General features: G+C 60.7%; 11 protein-coding genes and 1 pseudogene. 11 read left to right on the top strand and 1 reads right to left on the bottom strand.

Annotation, left to right across the window (positions count from 1 at the left end; all coding sequences use genetic code 11):
* Positions 1 to 308: 308 nt before the first annotated feature.
* Together C84B14_RS10525 and C84B14_RS10520 are read left to right on the top strand one after the other, a co-directional pair.
* Complete coding sequence (locus tag C84B14_RS10525) at positions 309 to 542, top strand: FitA-like ribbon-helix-helix domain-containing protein (protein ID WP_209064505.1); 234 nt, start codon at positions 309 to 311, stop codon at positions 540 to 542.
* Positions 539 to 976 carry a type II toxin-antitoxin system VapC family toxin gene (locus C84B14_RS10520; protein ID WP_348523046.1) on the top strand — a complete coding sequence of 146 codons (438 nt, stop codon included), beginning with the start codon at positions 539 to 541 and terminating at the stop codon, positions 974 to 976. The genes C84B14_RS10525 and C84B14_RS10520 overlap by 4 nt, the downstream gene beginning before the upstream one ends.
* Before the next feature lie 344 nt (positions 977 to 1,320).
* Here C84B14_RS10520 and C84B14_RS10515 read toward each other — a convergent pair whose 3' ends face one another.
* Positions 1,321 to 1,686, bottom strand: coding sequence for a hypothetical protein (locus C84B14_RS10515; protein WP_209064501.1), 366 nt, complete (start codon positions 1,684 to 1,686; stop codon positions 1,321 to 1,323).
* Between the two features lie 407 nt (positions 1,687 to 2,093).
* On the opposite strand from C84B14_RS10515, the gene C84B14_RS10510 reads away from it, so the two are divergent.
* The 9 genes and pseudogenes from C84B14_RS10510 (at position 2,094) to C84B14_RS10470 (ending at position 14,039) form a co-directional block, all read left to right on the top strand.
* Positions 2,094 to 2,264 carry a hypothetical protein gene (locus C84B14_RS10510; RefSeq protein ID WP_209064499.1) on the top strand — a complete coding sequence of 57 codons (171 nt, stop codon included), beginning with the start codon at positions 2,094 to 2,096 and terminating at the stop codon, positions 2,262 to 2,264.
* A gap of 997 nt (positions 2,265 to 3,261) precedes the next feature.
* Complete coding sequence (gene mobI / locus C84B14_RS10505; RefSeq protein WP_209064497.1) at positions 3,262 to 3,777, top strand: conjugative transfer protein MobI(A/C); 516 nt, start codon at positions 3,262 to 3,264, stop codon at positions 3,775 to 3,777.
* Between the two features lie 180 nt (positions 3,778 to 3,957).
* Entirely contained in the window at positions 3,958 to 4,371 is a 414-nt protein-coding gene (locus C84B14_RS10500) for a hypothetical protein (protein ID WP_209064496.1), read from the top strand.
* A 730-nt stretch (positions 4,372 to 5,101) separates the two neighbouring features.
* Entirely contained in the window at positions 5,102 to 6,385 is a 1,284-nt protein-coding gene (locus C84B14_RS10495; RefSeq protein ID WP_209064494.1) for a hypothetical protein, read from the top strand.
* Complete coding sequence (locus C84B14_RS10490) at positions 6,372 to 7,163, top strand: hypothetical protein (RefSeq protein ID WP_209064492.1); 792 nt, start codon at positions 6,372 to 6,374, stop codon at positions 7,161 to 7,163. The genes C84B14_RS10495 and C84B14_RS10490 overlap by 14 nt, the downstream gene beginning before the upstream one ends.
* Position 7,164: 1 nt before the next feature.
* The gene (locus C84B14_RS10485) at positions 7,165 to 11,727 is read left to right on the top strand and encodes a coiled-coil domain-containing protein (RefSeq protein ID WP_353223951.1); all 4,563 of its coding nucleotides are present in this window, start codon (positions 7,165 to 7,167) and stop codon (positions 11,725 to 11,727) included.
* Entirely contained in the window at positions 11,724 to 12,779 is a 1,056-nt protein-coding gene (locus C84B14_RS10480; RefSeq protein ID WP_209064488.1) for a Wadjet anti-phage system protein JetD domain-containing protein, read from the top strand. The genes C84B14_RS10485 and C84B14_RS10480 overlap by 4 nt, the downstream gene beginning before the upstream one ends.
* A 227-nt stretch (positions 12,780 to 13,006) precedes the next feature.
* Positions 13,007 to 13,264: pseudogene (locus C84B14_RS10475) on the top strand (transposase); the annotation flags it as partial.
* A gap of 88 nt (positions 13,265 to 13,352) precedes the next feature.
* Entirely contained in the window at positions 13,353 to 14,039 is a 687-nt protein-coding gene (locus C84B14_RS10470) for an SOS response-associated peptidase (RefSeq protein ID WP_353223949.1), read from the top strand.
* The last annotated feature ends 156 nt before the right edge of the window (positions 14,040 to 14,195 follow it).

The following is a 14,195-nucleotide window of genomic DNA, read 5'->3' as shown; positions in this document are numbered from 1 at the left end:
AGATGAAAAAGGCCACCGCAGCGTCTACTACTCGATCGACGATGCTCAGCGGCTGCTGCCGCTGGTGCCGGCTGTCTGCTGGCGATCGTTCAGGCGACCATCGATACCCGTAACGCCACCGTGCGCTATACGGCGAAGGCGTCCGCGATCGGGTCCTCGGATTGGCTGGCCGGAAAAGAGCCCACCATCTAACAGGACAAGGCAGACCGAGGCGGTTCGGCGATTGCCGTTCCGCTTCGGCTTTCCCGTGCGCGCTAGCGATTGATGGATTATGCTGGCACTGCGAGCAATGCGCAGGAGTGCTAGCAGTGTCAGCCGTCACCATTCGCAACCTTTCCGAAGAAACCCACCGTGCGCTCAAGGTGCGGGCCGCAAAGCACGGCCGCAGCATGGAAGCTGAACTGCGCGCCATTCTCGAAAATGCCGTGCGCCCGAAGACGCGCCTCGGCACAGCGCTCGCCGAGTTCGGCCGGGAAATGGGCGGCGTGGAGTTGCCAACGAACCGCGACGATTCACCCCTCGAGCCAGCGACGTTCGAGTGATCATTCTCGATACCAACGTCGTCTCAGAACCCATGAAGCCCCAGGCGAACCCGCTGGTAAAGCAGTGGCTGGACCGCCAGGACCCCGAGACGCTCTACCTTACGGCCGTCAACCTGGCTGAACTGTTGGCGGGGGTAGAGCAGATGTCGGTAGGCCAACGCCAGAATGATCTGTGGCATGGCCTGACCCGTTTGTTACGGGCGTTGTTCGACCAGCGCATTTTGCCGTTCGACCAGCGGGAGGCCGAGGTGTTCGCTCAGATGAGCGCAACGGTCAGGGCCAGCGGCCGTGTATTGCCTATGGCTGATGGTCAGATCGCCGCGATTGCCGCGACGCACGTTTCAGCGTGGCCACGCGCGACATCGAGCCGTTCGAGGCTGCCGGGGTGCCCGTTATCAATCCGTGGGCCGAGTAGGGCGGCGTTCGGCGTATGAAGGCCATGACCGCCACGAGTGATACCCATGTGCAGCTCAGCCCCCGCTGATCCCAAACCGGCGTGCGCGGAGTGCCAAGAACCGCTGGTGCTCGAGGATGCATCGGGCGACTACTATTACTGGCGCTATCGTGAGCCTTTCTGCAAGGGCGCACGCGTGATGGCACGCAGCGAGCAACACTCCGAGGGATACTGAAGTCAGTGGCGAAACGGGCGCATCTATCGCGCCGCGATCACGGAAGCACGGCGTCGCGCTTTCGATGAAGGTGACGCCGAGCGGCAGGGCACATTCAAGCCCTCTATCGGCGAGTTGTTTTCGAGCCTATGTCGTCGACTGCCGGCAAATCACCGTACGCTGATTTCGACATTCCCAAAGCATCCGACCATCGCGGTCTGCTGAGCCCGGTTTGTATCGAACGCTACAGCGAGGAAATCGACCGTCTTGTCTGATTGGTCGTAGCGCGGCTCACCAGCGAGCTCTAGCGAAGCGACCTCGGCGCTACGGTCATGCTGCTTGAGGTGGCGCACGATATGCGATCGCAGTGCCGCCTTAGTCATGTCGCGACACTCCACATCGAATTGACCCCGCAATCCCGCATCGATATGTGCGGCCACGGGCAGGACGCAGGCTACGAGCACGAAGAAGCCGAGTACAGCCAGGATAAAGGCGAGTACGGTCGTTACCAGGGCGTTGGAGACCCGGCGAAGCATAGAAGAACTGTGGCGGTCGGCTACACGGTCGGGGCAACTCGGTGGGTCGGTCGGGGTAAATAGTTGTAGTGCGCTCAGCAACCGGTACGCGGTTTAAAAAGGACCCAGCCTCACTATGACCCTTCTACAAAATTTCCAGTTTGTCGGACTCAGCCGTAAGCGATCCAAGAGCCATTCGTTGAACCGTTGCTAGAAACGTGGGGGGATGACGCCGAAAAGGCGATTCTGCATCTGCGTATTTCTGGGCTTCCAGCGCCCTAACAGCCTGCGCTGACGGTACCCAAGGCATAAAGAGCCATATAGTTGACCGAGGGCGGTAGTAATACTCGATGAGGAAGGGGCAGGCCCCGTCTATCGCTCGCGGGTTTGCTACTCTTAACTATCGAAGTACGTCGCGGAGACCTGCTATGGCGACCTATGTGATCCTGGCGATCCAGCTCCTTGCCGTTCTTCTGGGCCTTGGAGTTCTGTATATCTCAGTGATTTCCAAGCGCGAGGAACAGCAGGAACGTTTGCGCAAAGATCAGTCTTCGAAGCATTCACACTTCGTCGATTGTAAGTCCCGACCTGGACGCTAGCAGAAGATCGATCCGGCGCACTGGTGTGTCTCGGGTTTTTCGGGCCAGCAAACTTAGTAGCGGCGCGTCCAATCCCTGATAGCGTTACTTTTATCTCGCGCGCAGTCCTTACAGCGCCTCGGCACGCATCAGTCGCAAACGTTTCGAGTCCACCGATTAGTAAGTGACTACTCTTCTAACCCTCGCCATAGCTCGTGGGCTGTTCCTCATATCGAATGAGCGCCGGTAGTGCCCGACTGGGCCCCGGCAGGGGCCCAGTCGGGGCCCTAAGACGGCCGATTCGAACCACGCTAAACGCAAAAGGCCCCAATCGGGCCCCGGCCGGGGCCCGATTGGGGCCCTCGTGGGTTCACGCGTCTAGTTCTGTGCCGAAGCAAGATACGTTTTGGGCAGGCCGTTGCCGGATTTACGCGTTCGCGTCTTAACCTCGAACGCTTGTCGAACGGCGTAACGGGTCTGCCTCTGTAACCAGCCCGTTCCAACGAACTTATAAGTACGCGCTTAAGAGCGCCCGTTACGTAAGGGGGGCTACATCCCCAGCGCCCTCTATTTCGCACTCGCGCATACGCGAGGTCTGCGAACCGTTACACCCAATGTACATAGCGGTATTCGCTGCGCGAGCGGAACGTTGCCGCCTTGAAAAGTCGAAAAGTTACGAAAATCGGAACTTTGCGCCCTCGCAACTATTTGCCCGGACGGCAAGATATCTGAAATGGCTAATCCATTATGAAGGAGGTCAAAGAAAGCAATAACCCCTTATTCGTAAATGGTTAACTGAACCTCTCACCCTTTACGTAATTGGGTGCCATTTCAATAGGCAGTAAAAACGGAGTCAGAACCGGAGTCTGGCAGGCACCCGAAATATCTCCTTCATAAAGGGGTTCTTACTCCAAACACCCTTTACTTCCGCGCGCGCGTGCGCAGGAAGGATATCTGGCCCAACGCCCCACTTGATAGTGAAGTGGGCAGGGCACCGCTACACGATCGAGGCGATATAGTGAACGACACAGAAGACAAGCTAGGACAGGGGCTCGACCAAGCCTACGAAGGGGCGCTCGCAGGCGCTCAGTTTCTCTACGAGCGCGCATTCGCGGCGGCCGAAGCGTTCTGGGAGGCACATCACCGGAACCATAAACTACGGCCGAAACACGAATGGGGCTTTATCGGCGTGAGAGTGCGCCTACGCAACGGCTCAGTACAGATCGAATGGTTTCGCGCGAAGTATTGGCAACCGCGCTACCGTTCTGGCAACCACACTAGGCGACAGCCCGCCTTGCAATACCTGCCGCGGGGCAAGTCCATGCGTTACTCTGCCGCTGCGTTTCGCCGTGTTCGAGCCAAAGAGTGGGAAATCGACTTGGCGATGCTATTCGAAAATGAGTTCGAGGCGATTCGTCGACAGAGCCAAATGCTCGGTAAGGTACGTCGGTACATTATTGAGACGCGAAAGGCAGCCGCTGCCGAGCGCGCGTTGCCAGCAAGCGACGATGCGCTATCCCCTATTTGCGATTGAGATCGCGTAAGCGCATATCCGTATGGGTGCGATGGCTCTGGCAAGCTAACCATCGCACTGTTGTCACGGCCAAGCGGATCGATCGCATGATCGAGCAGGCCAAAGCGCCCGCATGACGGCTCGCAGCCAGCACCCGGTCTGGCTCACAATACGCATCGATTCTTCTTGTACGCCGTCCTCATGAACCACGACACGCCCATGGCCGAGGTCATCGCCGGCATGGCCCGGGCCGAACACGCCGCCTGCTACGAGTTCGTGCGCCGCCAGACGCGCGAGGATCAGCAGACCCTCGAGACCGGTGCAACAATGCTGCGCGATATCGCCACAGATCTGCGCGCCCGCGATGTCGCGGCCCTGATGTCGTGGAAATCACCCGAGGCTTACGAGCCCGTGCCCGAGGCACTGCTCAAGCAGGCCCTCAAGAACGCGGCCGGCAACGACCCGGCGCGTGTTCGCGCCGCGCTCGAGCCCATGGCCTTCGCTGATCTGTGCGCCATGGCCACCGCGGCGGACTATCTGCGCCAGGCCGCCCAGCATCTGCGCCTCTACGGCGGTCACGGCAACGCCGCGAAGCCCCAACGCGAGCTGATCTGAGAAAATTCTTAGGCATTTTTGATCAAAAATGCGACCGCCTGAAACGCCCGCCATATAAGGCTTTGCGCCGATCGCGCGCGCGAGTTCCACGCGGGAATTTCGACCACGGATAGCCGATGAAACTCTTCGATCTGCGCACTGCGATCGCGTTCTATCGCGGCAAGATTCGCGCCTAGGTCAATCGCGATCCGATCTACGCCGACGAATACATCATCGTGGTCCGTTTCGGCAGCGAAGAATGGGCGGTTGTGGAAACGGGCGCCGGCGCCTACCGGCCTTCAAGACGATCGATGCCGTCATCCGCGTCGTTCACCAGCTCGGCCTGTCCCATGCCGAGGTCGAGACACGCCCACGATAGAGCGTCTGCCGTTCGGGCCGAACAGGGCGCAGTCAACTCACGCATCGGCTGTGTCGGTAACTGTGCACTTAGTTCTGAGGTTGGATTCTGGGGCCGCGAAGAGTCGCCGTAGCTAACCTGTCGTTTCCGTGGTACCCCGTGGGATGTAAAAGGGGGGGCAATAACCAGTTCCTCAATGATCGATATGGGTCGTTAAATGACCCACCGCTTCGGTATGCTTGCGTGAAAGAAAAAAACTAAAGAACAGTGGACTTGCGACCTCTTCTCCGGTCAGTGTTGCGTTTAGTAGACCTACATGACTTAGCACGCCATCCGGGCGTAGGCACCTACCGTGTTACGGAGGACCGGCCAGGCTGGGGTGAAGGTATTTGGTTGGACGTTGGTGCCCGTCTTCTCGGCTATCTCCACTCCCAGGAAACCATATTTAGCCATGACTACGTGGCGCTCGGACCCTGCTTCGAAGAAATCCAAGGGCACTACCCGGAGCTTTCGAACGAGGATCTCGAGCACGTCGTCATCCTCCTCGCTACGCCGAGCCAGTCATGGATGCGGGTGCCCGAAGCGCCCGAGCAGATCGACGCGACGAGAGAAGCCGCTGCGCTGCTGGAACGCCCGGCCTATGAAAGTGCAGATCGGGCTCGCTTGACCCGAACCGGCCGCCAGGCCATCCGTTTGGCCTCATCGGCCAGCAGCTTCCTGTTGACTCGCTTTCGGGCGTTGGAAATTGCCGGCGCGCTGCGGGACGGGCTTTTCGTCGAGGCCCAGGATGCGCTCAAGACGGTATTGCAGAAAATCGCTGAGCTCGCAGAGGACATCCGTAACACACGTGAGCAGCCTGGCCGGGGCGATCGCGTCGAGATGTTCCGTAGCCAGTCCGAGGCCTACAACAACGCGCTGAGCGAGACCAACGCGGCAGTTGTCGATGCCCAAGAGCTGCTGGGAACGTCAGAGATCACCGAAGCGATGGATCGTCATGCCGGGCAGCACGGCGGCGCCGATGCCGAGCAATTCAGCCTCGAACTCTACAACGCGCTGCGGCTGCTGGAGCGGCTCGGCCGCATGTATGCCGACTTTATCCATCACATCACCAGCGCTGGGGAAAAGCCGGTCGGAGTGCGTGACCTGCCGGGGCTTGCGGCGTACCTGGCGCTGTGTCCTCCCGACGAAGCCTTGGTTGCCGCTTGCCATGCACAGTCCGGCCCTCTGGCGGTCTGTTGGCCCCATGCGGCGCTCGCCGACTTTGACGGCATCCTGCCGGCGATTTCCACCGAAACCGAGGTAGCGGTCGCGCCGGTGGCGCGACCCGAGGAAGGCGATGACCGGATAACGCCGATGGACCTGTTTCTGGAGGCTCATCGAGAACACATTCGCCAGCTCCTGTTCGAGCGGCCGATTCGGCTGTCCGAGGCGCGCACACAGGGGTGGCTGTCCGCACACGGTCAATCGATGGTGGACCAGCTCGTGGGCGTTTTCACCGCACCGCGGCGGCTGGTCGAGGACGAGGCCATTGAAATGCGCCTGGTGGCTGATGCGATGCGAATCCCGATCGATGGCCACCGTGCGCTAACCGGGGATGACTTGGAGTTACGGCTACGCGGTGAGGATCACGCCGCCGCTGGCCCACCGCCTGACGGAGACAACTATGCAGTGGTCTGAGGTTGGAGAGGTGCACGCTTATTTGCTGCGCCACCGCTATGTGGAGACCAAGCCCCGTCGGCGCCGCCACACCGGTGAGGATCACATCGCTAGCCTGCTGGCCGCAGCCGAGGACACCGATGTGATGCAGCAGTTTCGGGAGCTGCTCGCCGGTCAGGGGTTGGAGTTGCTGCGCTACGAAGGCGGCGAGATGCCGGGCATCGAGGTGGATAGTCAGCTGTGGATGCTGGCCCGCCAGGCCGACGCCCAACCACCCCAGTATTTCTCGCGTGATCGTGTACTCGAACGCATGCAGATCAAGCAGGGGGACACGCGCGCCAGCGCCGGCGTCTGGTTTCTGCACACTTGGCTGATGTACTTGGCGGTGACTTATACCTACATCAACCGCGGAATGACTGCTGCCAGCCGCTATCAAGACGCCAGATTTCCCGCTTCGCGCCTGGAGACTGCCCTGCGCGAGCACTGCGATGGGCTCCGTGGCTCTGCTGGCGAGACCGACGATGCCACGCAGGTACTCACCATCCTAACCAGTGCCGACGGAATGGACTTCAAGCGGCGCGTGGCTGCCTTCTGCGAGGTCATGGTCGAGGCCGGCTTGCTGACGATTGTGCCCAGCACGGCAGAAGAACCGGTGTACCAACAGACACTGCTGGGCGCCGTCGAAATCCAACGCAACTACGACCGTGGTCTGGCTCTGCTCGATCCCGGCGAGGACGCCCTGGCGCAGATCACCAATCTGGCCACCCGTCGCGGCAACGGCGAAGACGAGGACGATTAGCATGTTCGGAATTAACCGCTTCGAGGCGACCAACTACGTTAACGGCCGCGGCGACGATCCCAAGTTGCCGTGGATGCCCCGTTTCTGCGGCACCATCCTGCCGTTCTACGGCCTGTCCACCGCGCTTCGCCTGGATAACGGCGGCGGCAAAACTTCGTTGGCCAATGCCATCGTAGGGCTGATCTCGCGGGACCGGGCCCTCATGAGCCGCGTATATGCCTGCCTGCCTCCGCATACCGATAAAAGCGGCCATTGGGGGCATGTCCGAATTGAGCTAATTGATCTGACCGAAGACGCGCTGCAAGCGCGCCCGACCGGCCAGTCGACCTTTACTGCAGAGACGTGGGTGTTTGGACTTTGCGGGTTCCGGGGCCGAGGCCGAGACCGTAATTACTACTTCTATCGGGGCACCTTCGAGGACGCACCGACCATCGGCACGCTCGACGGTGTAACGGGCCTACTGCCCAACGGGGTGTTCCAGAAAAGCGTCCGGGGGGGCGATCGCGCCAGCTGGGGTGTGACTGAGTCGGACTGGCGCCGGCAGATGGATCTATTTATCGCCAGCGGCAATGCCAAGAAACTGGCTGAATACCAGAAGGCCGGCAGCGGTGATCAGGCCGCCCAGTTCTTCGACCTCAAGAAGCGCGATGCTGAGCGTTTCGACCAGACTTTCTTTTACGACGTGCTGGCCCCGGAGATCATGTCGGGAATCATGGGGGACGTGGCCGAAAAGGACGAGCACTACCTTGAGGACACGATCTTTAAGAGCCTGTATCGCTCGATTCAAAACGAGCGCGATATTGAGACGGCGAAAAAAGAATTCGACCGCTGCAAGAGGGTGCAGGAAAGCACCCATGCCGCGGATGCCGCCGCCGGTGAGGCCGAGGCGGCACAGAAGCGCTACGACGGCCAGTACCAGTCGATCGCCCTGACACTGGCCGCACTGCGTGAGCAGATCAGCAACGACCCGCTGCCAGGGCTGCCCACGGTGAGCTTTCCTGACGATGATCTGACTGGCCAGCTTGCCCGTCACACCGTGATTGGGGCGGGGAAAGGGGTGCTGGTGAGAGACGTGGGGTTGGCTGCGGCATCTGGGCTAAAGGTCAGGCGACTCAATGAGATCGCCAGTCGCAACCAGTTGAAAGGCACACGAATTACGCAAGTCATTGAGCCAACTTGCGATCTCAGGCCCGTCAGCGCAGATGACAAGGGCCACCGCAGCGTCTACTACTCGATCGACGACGCTCAGCGGCTCCTGCCGCTGGTGCCGAATCTGCGCCCGCACGTGCGTAATGACCTGAGCGAAGCCCTAGAAATCGCCTACGAGTGGATGACGCGGGCTACTTCCACTAACCCCGTGCGTGTGGAGCTCGACGAGATTGAGGAGACGATGAACGCCGCCGACGATCAGGTTCGGCGCCTTGGCGATGAAATAACCAGGCTGAGTGAGCGCATCAGCGAACTTGATAATGAGCACACGGAATTCGAGGAAGGCCGTCAGGCCTACCTGGATGTGCGTTCGAGCCCGTTCTTTGAGCCCGAGGAAGCCGAGCACGCCGATAAGTTGGTGTATCTCGTGGACGAGGAGCGTCAAGAAGCCCAGAAAGAAATGAACGCCTTCACCGCGCGCTCGGCACGCCTCGAGCCCCTGCTGCCGGATTGGGCCCAGTTCGTTGCTGAGTTTGGGTCTGAGGCTGACCCCGCGCTCGTGCATCAACAGCTTCAGGCCGAGCATGATTCGGCCGAGGAGCGATACCGAACGGCCAGGCGCCAGACCCAAGAAGCGCGAGACGGGTTGGACACCACCAAACAAGCGCGTGACGCGACCAAACGGGAGCAGGATGAAGCCGAGGCTCGGCACGAGCACCTGGTCGAGCAGCAGGCGGTGCATCAACGATTTGCCGAAGCCTTCCCTGAGACCCGGGCTTCCGGATTCGAGGAAGATCAGCGAAAAACACTGCAAGCCTGTTCCGACAAGCGCGCCGACCTCAAGCGCGAAATCGAACGCCTCCAGGACCTGGAGCACGCTCTGCTGGCTTTCCGGACTCAGCAGGGGCAGGACGCCGACCCGGCTGCCTGGTTGCAGCAAGCGGATGCTAGGCGTGAACAGGCCGGCATTGAGCGGCATGAGAAAAAGGCTGAGGGTAAGGAGTTAAAAGCCCAACTGGAGGCGCTGGAGGCCGATGAGCTGGCAGCCCCCGATGCCCGTTACCGGGCGGCCTTGCAGCATCTGTCGGAGACCGATATTCCGGCCGAACCGCTGCATGAGTTCATCGATGGCCTCTCCCTACCGGGGCCGCGTCGCGCTGAAGTGCTGACCCATTTCTCAGCGCTGCTGTTCGCGCCGGTGGGCTCGGATGCGGCGGGTGCGGAGCGCGCGGCTGCCTCGCTGGAAGCCGCAGAGATGCGCTTGCCCTGTTTCGTGGGCCGTGAGTTGGTGCAATACGCCCGCGAGGGTCGGCTCGATGTTCAGGATAACCGGGCCACCGGGCTGCTGGCCGGCCTACGCACGCTGGATGTGGAGTGTCTGCTGGATCCAGCCAAGATCGAAGAGCGCAAAGAGGACCTGAGAGCGCAGATTGCCGCCGCCGATCAAGCCATCGAGCGGCTCGAAGCGGAACGTCGACGGCTGGCGCCCGAGGGGAAGGCCGTGAGTAATGCCCGCGAAGCGCGCGACGCGCTGACAGCCAACGTGGAGACGCGTCTGCCCGAAGCGCGTACCGAGCACGGAGACAACGAGGCGACAGCAATCGCGATCAACGAACGGCTCACGGGCAACAGCTTGGCAATGATCCGTGGCGCCGCGGCCTTCGAGCAAGCCGGCGGGAATCAAGCGGTGGTTGATGCAAAGTTGGCGGTGGAGCGGGCCGCAAATGCCACCCGGCGTGCAAGGGAGCGCGTAGAAACCGCCGAGGGCCGCCTAAACATGGCCGAGACGTCCCAGTTGGAGGCTGATGAGGCGCGGGGCCAGGCCTACCCGCCTGAGCAACGCCGGCGCGTGGATCAGGCGCAGACGTTCGTGAAGCTGAAGGGCCCGGCCTGGCAGGTCACCCGCGAAGAACAGGGCCAGCGAATCGAGGCAACGTTGGATCGGGCGCAGAACCGGGTAAGTTTCCAGCAGACCCTCAAGCGCGCCGCCAAGTACGTAGACATTAGGCAACGACGGGCCGATGGCCAGACGCCGGAACAAGAAAGGGCGGATGCTCAGAGGGCGCGAGAACAGAAAACCCGCTTTCTCCGGGAGGCACAACAGCAACTCGAGCAGGCGCGCGGGGATCGCCCGCGCTACGTGAAGGCGCGGGACGCCGTGGACCACGCGCTGGCCGAACTGCTGCAACAGGACCGCCTGACCCGCTCGTTCAGCGCGGAGCTCAAGCCCGGGGCGATCGACGGGGGCCAGCTCGCCGAGCACGAGATCTGCATCGCGTCCGGCAACCTGCGACACGCGCTGCGCGTCATGGACCTCCACGACATCGAGGAGACCGCCGGCGAACTGGCCGTGAAGCTGAGAGAGCTCGACCTGGAGCACAAGCGACGCAGCCTGCGCGACCACCGTGCCGACCGTAACCGCCAGGTTGGCCGCATGCTGGAACTGATCAATAGCCTGAGAGCCGAAGATAGTGATCTGGGACCCTCGGAGCGCGAGCATTTGCGGCCTGTCGAAGGGCTCGACCAAGCCGATCGTGTTCACCGGTTGGCTGAGAGCTACCTCGGGCTGCGTGAGGCAGCGAAGGAGAAGCTGGAGGCGGTGAGCACCGCGGCCCAGGTCAGCATGGACGAGGCGATCAATCGCATGGGCAACCTGATCACCAGCGCGGGCCAACACCTCAGAATCCTCCAGCGCGTGGCCAAGGATACGCAGGACCCGGATGCTTTGCGGTTCGAGATCAAGGCCACGGCCCTTGATCGGGAGTCGGCTCAGGAGTTGGTGCGTGACATTCGGACCACTATTCACGGGCAGGTGTCGGTGTTGCAGGACGACATGAACCAGGCGCGACATCACTCCAGCGAGGATCAGCGGGCCGAGGATCAGATTCGCGCTCGTATCCGCGAGATGTGCTACCGGCGGCTGTTCAAGGATCCCAGCATCCGGTTCTCATCACCGGAGATCCGGGGCGATGGCAAGTTTCACGAGCTGACCCAGCATCTGAGCACCGGACAGAAGACTGCCATGACGCTGGCCTGGCTCATTCGCTTGACCGAGTTCTCTACCGAGAGGGATTCTCGCCGGCTGCCGACCGCCGCAGCTCGGCGGAAGGCGCGCGAAAATCAGCAAACCATCATGCTGATCGACGGCCTGTTCTCGGACCTGTCGAAGAAGAAGCTGATCGACGCCGGCATGGCTGAGATCCAGAACACTCGCGGCCGCCTTCAGGTGATCGGCTTCATTCACCCGCCGGAATACGTCAACAATTTTGACTACTTTCCGGTATTTCTGTTCGGCACTTCCCACTCCAGCACCGAGGGCGGCTGGACCAACATCGAGGAACAGCAGCTCCACGAAGGCGTGGTCATCGGCAAGCTGCGGCTGGAACAGACGCCCGGGCCGGGAGACGTACATTGAGCACCACGAAGGTCCGCGAGGCGCTGCGTAAGCTGCAACCGGCATCGGGGACCATGCGGCCAACCCCGCTGGTGGCCCGAGTGGCTCGGGTCAGTAAGTTGACCGAGCCTGAGGTGCGGGCTGGCCTGTTGGAGCTTAAAGAGCTTAATGAGCTGCACGGCTCGTTTAACTCTCAAGGCCAGCCCCTGACGCTCATCGAGCTTCGCCTCCAGGCGAAAACTGTGACGGCCGACGAAAGGGCATGGCAGGCCGCTATGGCCGACGAGAGCCTATCGGACATAGATCAGGAAGCGCTGGCGCCGTTGTACTCTAAGCTGGCCGATTGGTCGCCGCAGGACATGGGCCGGTTGATTAACGGGCTCCAGCGGTTGCGGGCTGAGCAGGACAGTCTGGAGGGCGTACCCCGCTTCGTAATCAGCGCCCGCTACCTACTCGGATCCTCGAAGCTCCTGGACACACTACCCAGCCTCGCTCTGCGCCGCTTCGGGCTGGCCGGTCATCTGTCCACCGGGCGTACCTGGCATCTCATGATGGCCGGCCCCCCGAAGCCTAAAACCGTGGTGCTGGTGGAGAACCCGGTGGCTTTCGAAGCGGCAGTTGCCGCGACCGCTGATCTGCCACTGGCCTGGATGGTGACTTACGGTTACGGCCTGTCGATGGCTGGCGAGGACTACGGCCGGGGACTGGCAGGTGCGGTGGAGGCCCGGGACTACGCTCGCCTGGTGCGCGCCGGGCAGCCGCCTACACCGGCAGCGGCGTTTGCATGCGAACGCCTGACCTTCTGGGGCGACCTCGACCCCGAAGGCTTTCGTATTTTTCAAAGGCTACAGCATCGTTTGCCCCATCTTCGGCTTTCAGCGCTGTACCAGCCGATGTTGGATCTGCTTGAGGCTACGGGTGGGCACCCGCTAGCTAAGGCAACCGGCAAGCAAGGTCAAAATCTTCACGATGAACATCCACTCGCCGTGCGATGTGGAGAGCGCGGAATTGATCAAGAGAGCATTTGCACTCCTGCGATCCTGCGGGAATTCGCATGTGAGGCTATAGCGTGACCGACTATCTTTCGTATTAATTAGCGCTTGGTTCTAGTCCAAGGATTTAACCCGCCGCAGAAGCGGCCACTTAAACTCTGGAACTTTGGATCAATATGCCACTAAAACAGGGGGATGATCGACGCCTAAAGTCTTTCGTAAGATGTGCTTGGCTCACTGCGACCAGTGGACTTGCCCGGGTCCATTAGACACTTCTGGCCTATGATTTGAGCATAGGAGGAAGTGTAATGAGCAATCAAAGATATACCCCGGAATTCAAGGATGAAGCGGTTCGGCAAGTACTGGATCGCGGTTATCCGGTAGCTGATGTCGCCGAGCGCCTCGGCGTGTCGGCTCACAGCCTGTACAAATGGGTGAAGGCGGTTAAGCCGGATAACACCGAGCAGCAGGCCAACGAGCTGGTCGAGGCGAAAAGCGAGATCCTCAAGCTGCGCGCACGGCTGCGCCGCACCGAAGAGGAGCGCGATATCCTAAAAAAGGCTGCGCGGCAAGGTAGCGCGCGTTCTTCAGTGCACCCAGCGCATATGCCGGTAGCTTGGTTTTAATAAGAGATGTCCGACATCGCGCGAATTTATGTGTGGAAGATACGGTAGGCACAGCCCCGCCGAGCAATTTGCGCGCATCGTCAGCGGCAAGATCTCGGCCCGGCTTTTGGATAACGTCAGTTATAACCGACCGCCAGGGACGTTTCAGTTAATTACTCTGGTTGATCCCGAGACTGGAGTGATCAATCTAGGCCCCGCATGGTGGGGATTCATTCCCGGCTGGGCGGGCGACACGAAGCTCGCACCGATCAACGCGCGATCTGAAACAGCCTCTGAGAAAAAGCTCTTCGCCAAGTCCTTCGAGCACCAGCGGTGCGTTGTGGCCGCTGACTATTGGATTGAGTGGAAACGCGGCGGCGAACAAAAGCAGCCATATGCGATCCGACCCGCCGATGCCCAACCGTTTTTCTTCGCCGGCATCTGGTCGAAGGCCTCTCGCTTGCCGGCAGATCATTCAGCTTCGGGCGAGGTGACGTTCGCGATCCTCACAGGAGAGCCGAGCGAAGACATCGCGCATATCCATAACCGGCAGCCACAGGCGCTTACCGGCGCTGGTGCGCGCTCGTGGATCGATCCAGATATAGACGTGGACCAGGGGTACGAGATTCTCCGGGAACAGCGGTACTCGAGCTACGAATATTGGCCGATCGGCCAGCGCGTTGGCAGCCCCAAGAACGATGATCCGTCGATCCTCGACAAGGTAAATATCGGCTGACAAACTACCGAAACCGCTCTGTAACTATCTGATTAGATAGGGCGCGTATGTCCGAATTGTCCGCCATCATAAACCGCTATTATGCTTGAAGAACAAAGGAATAGGGCCGACATTAAAGCTAGATGGGGTGCAGAAGGTCGTAGGTTCAAATCCTGC

It is taken from the genome of Salinisphaera sp. C84B14 (assembly GCF_040361435.1).
Lineage (GTDB): Bacteria > Pseudomonadota > Gammaproteobacteria > Nevskiales > Salinisphaeraceae > Salinisphaera.
Note: the sequence above shows the minus strand (reverse complement) of the source record. Positions and strands in the feature narration are given on the sequence as shown.

What these genes read in the sequence shown, in the direction of transcription:
- C84B14_RS10515 (WP_209064501.1), bottom strand. Translation starts at nt 1,686, where the DNA reads ATGCTTCGCCGGGTCTCCAACGCCCTGGTAACGACCGTACTCGCCTTT.
- C84B14_RS10485 (WP_353223951.1), top strand. Translation starts at nt 7,165, where the DNA reads ATGTTCGGAATTAACCGCTTCGAGGCGACCAACTACGTTAACGGCCGC.
- C84B14_RS10490 (WP_209064492.1), top strand. Translation starts at nt 6,372, where the DNA reads ATGCAGTGGTCTGAGGTTGGAGAGGTGCACGCTTATTTGCTGCGCCAC.
- C84B14_RS10470 (WP_353223949.1), top strand. Translation starts at nt 13,353, where the DNA reads ATGTGTGGAAGATACGGTAGGCACAGCCCCGCCGAGCAATTTGCGCGC.
- C84B14_RS10510 (WP_209064499.1), top strand. Translation starts at nt 2,094, where the DNA reads ATGGCGACCTATGTGATCCTGGCGATCCAGCTCCTTGCCGTTCTTCTG.
- C84B14_RS10500 (WP_209064496.1), top strand. Translation starts at nt 3,958, where the DNA reads ATGAACCACGACACGCCCATGGCCGAGGTCATCGCCGGCATGGCCCGG.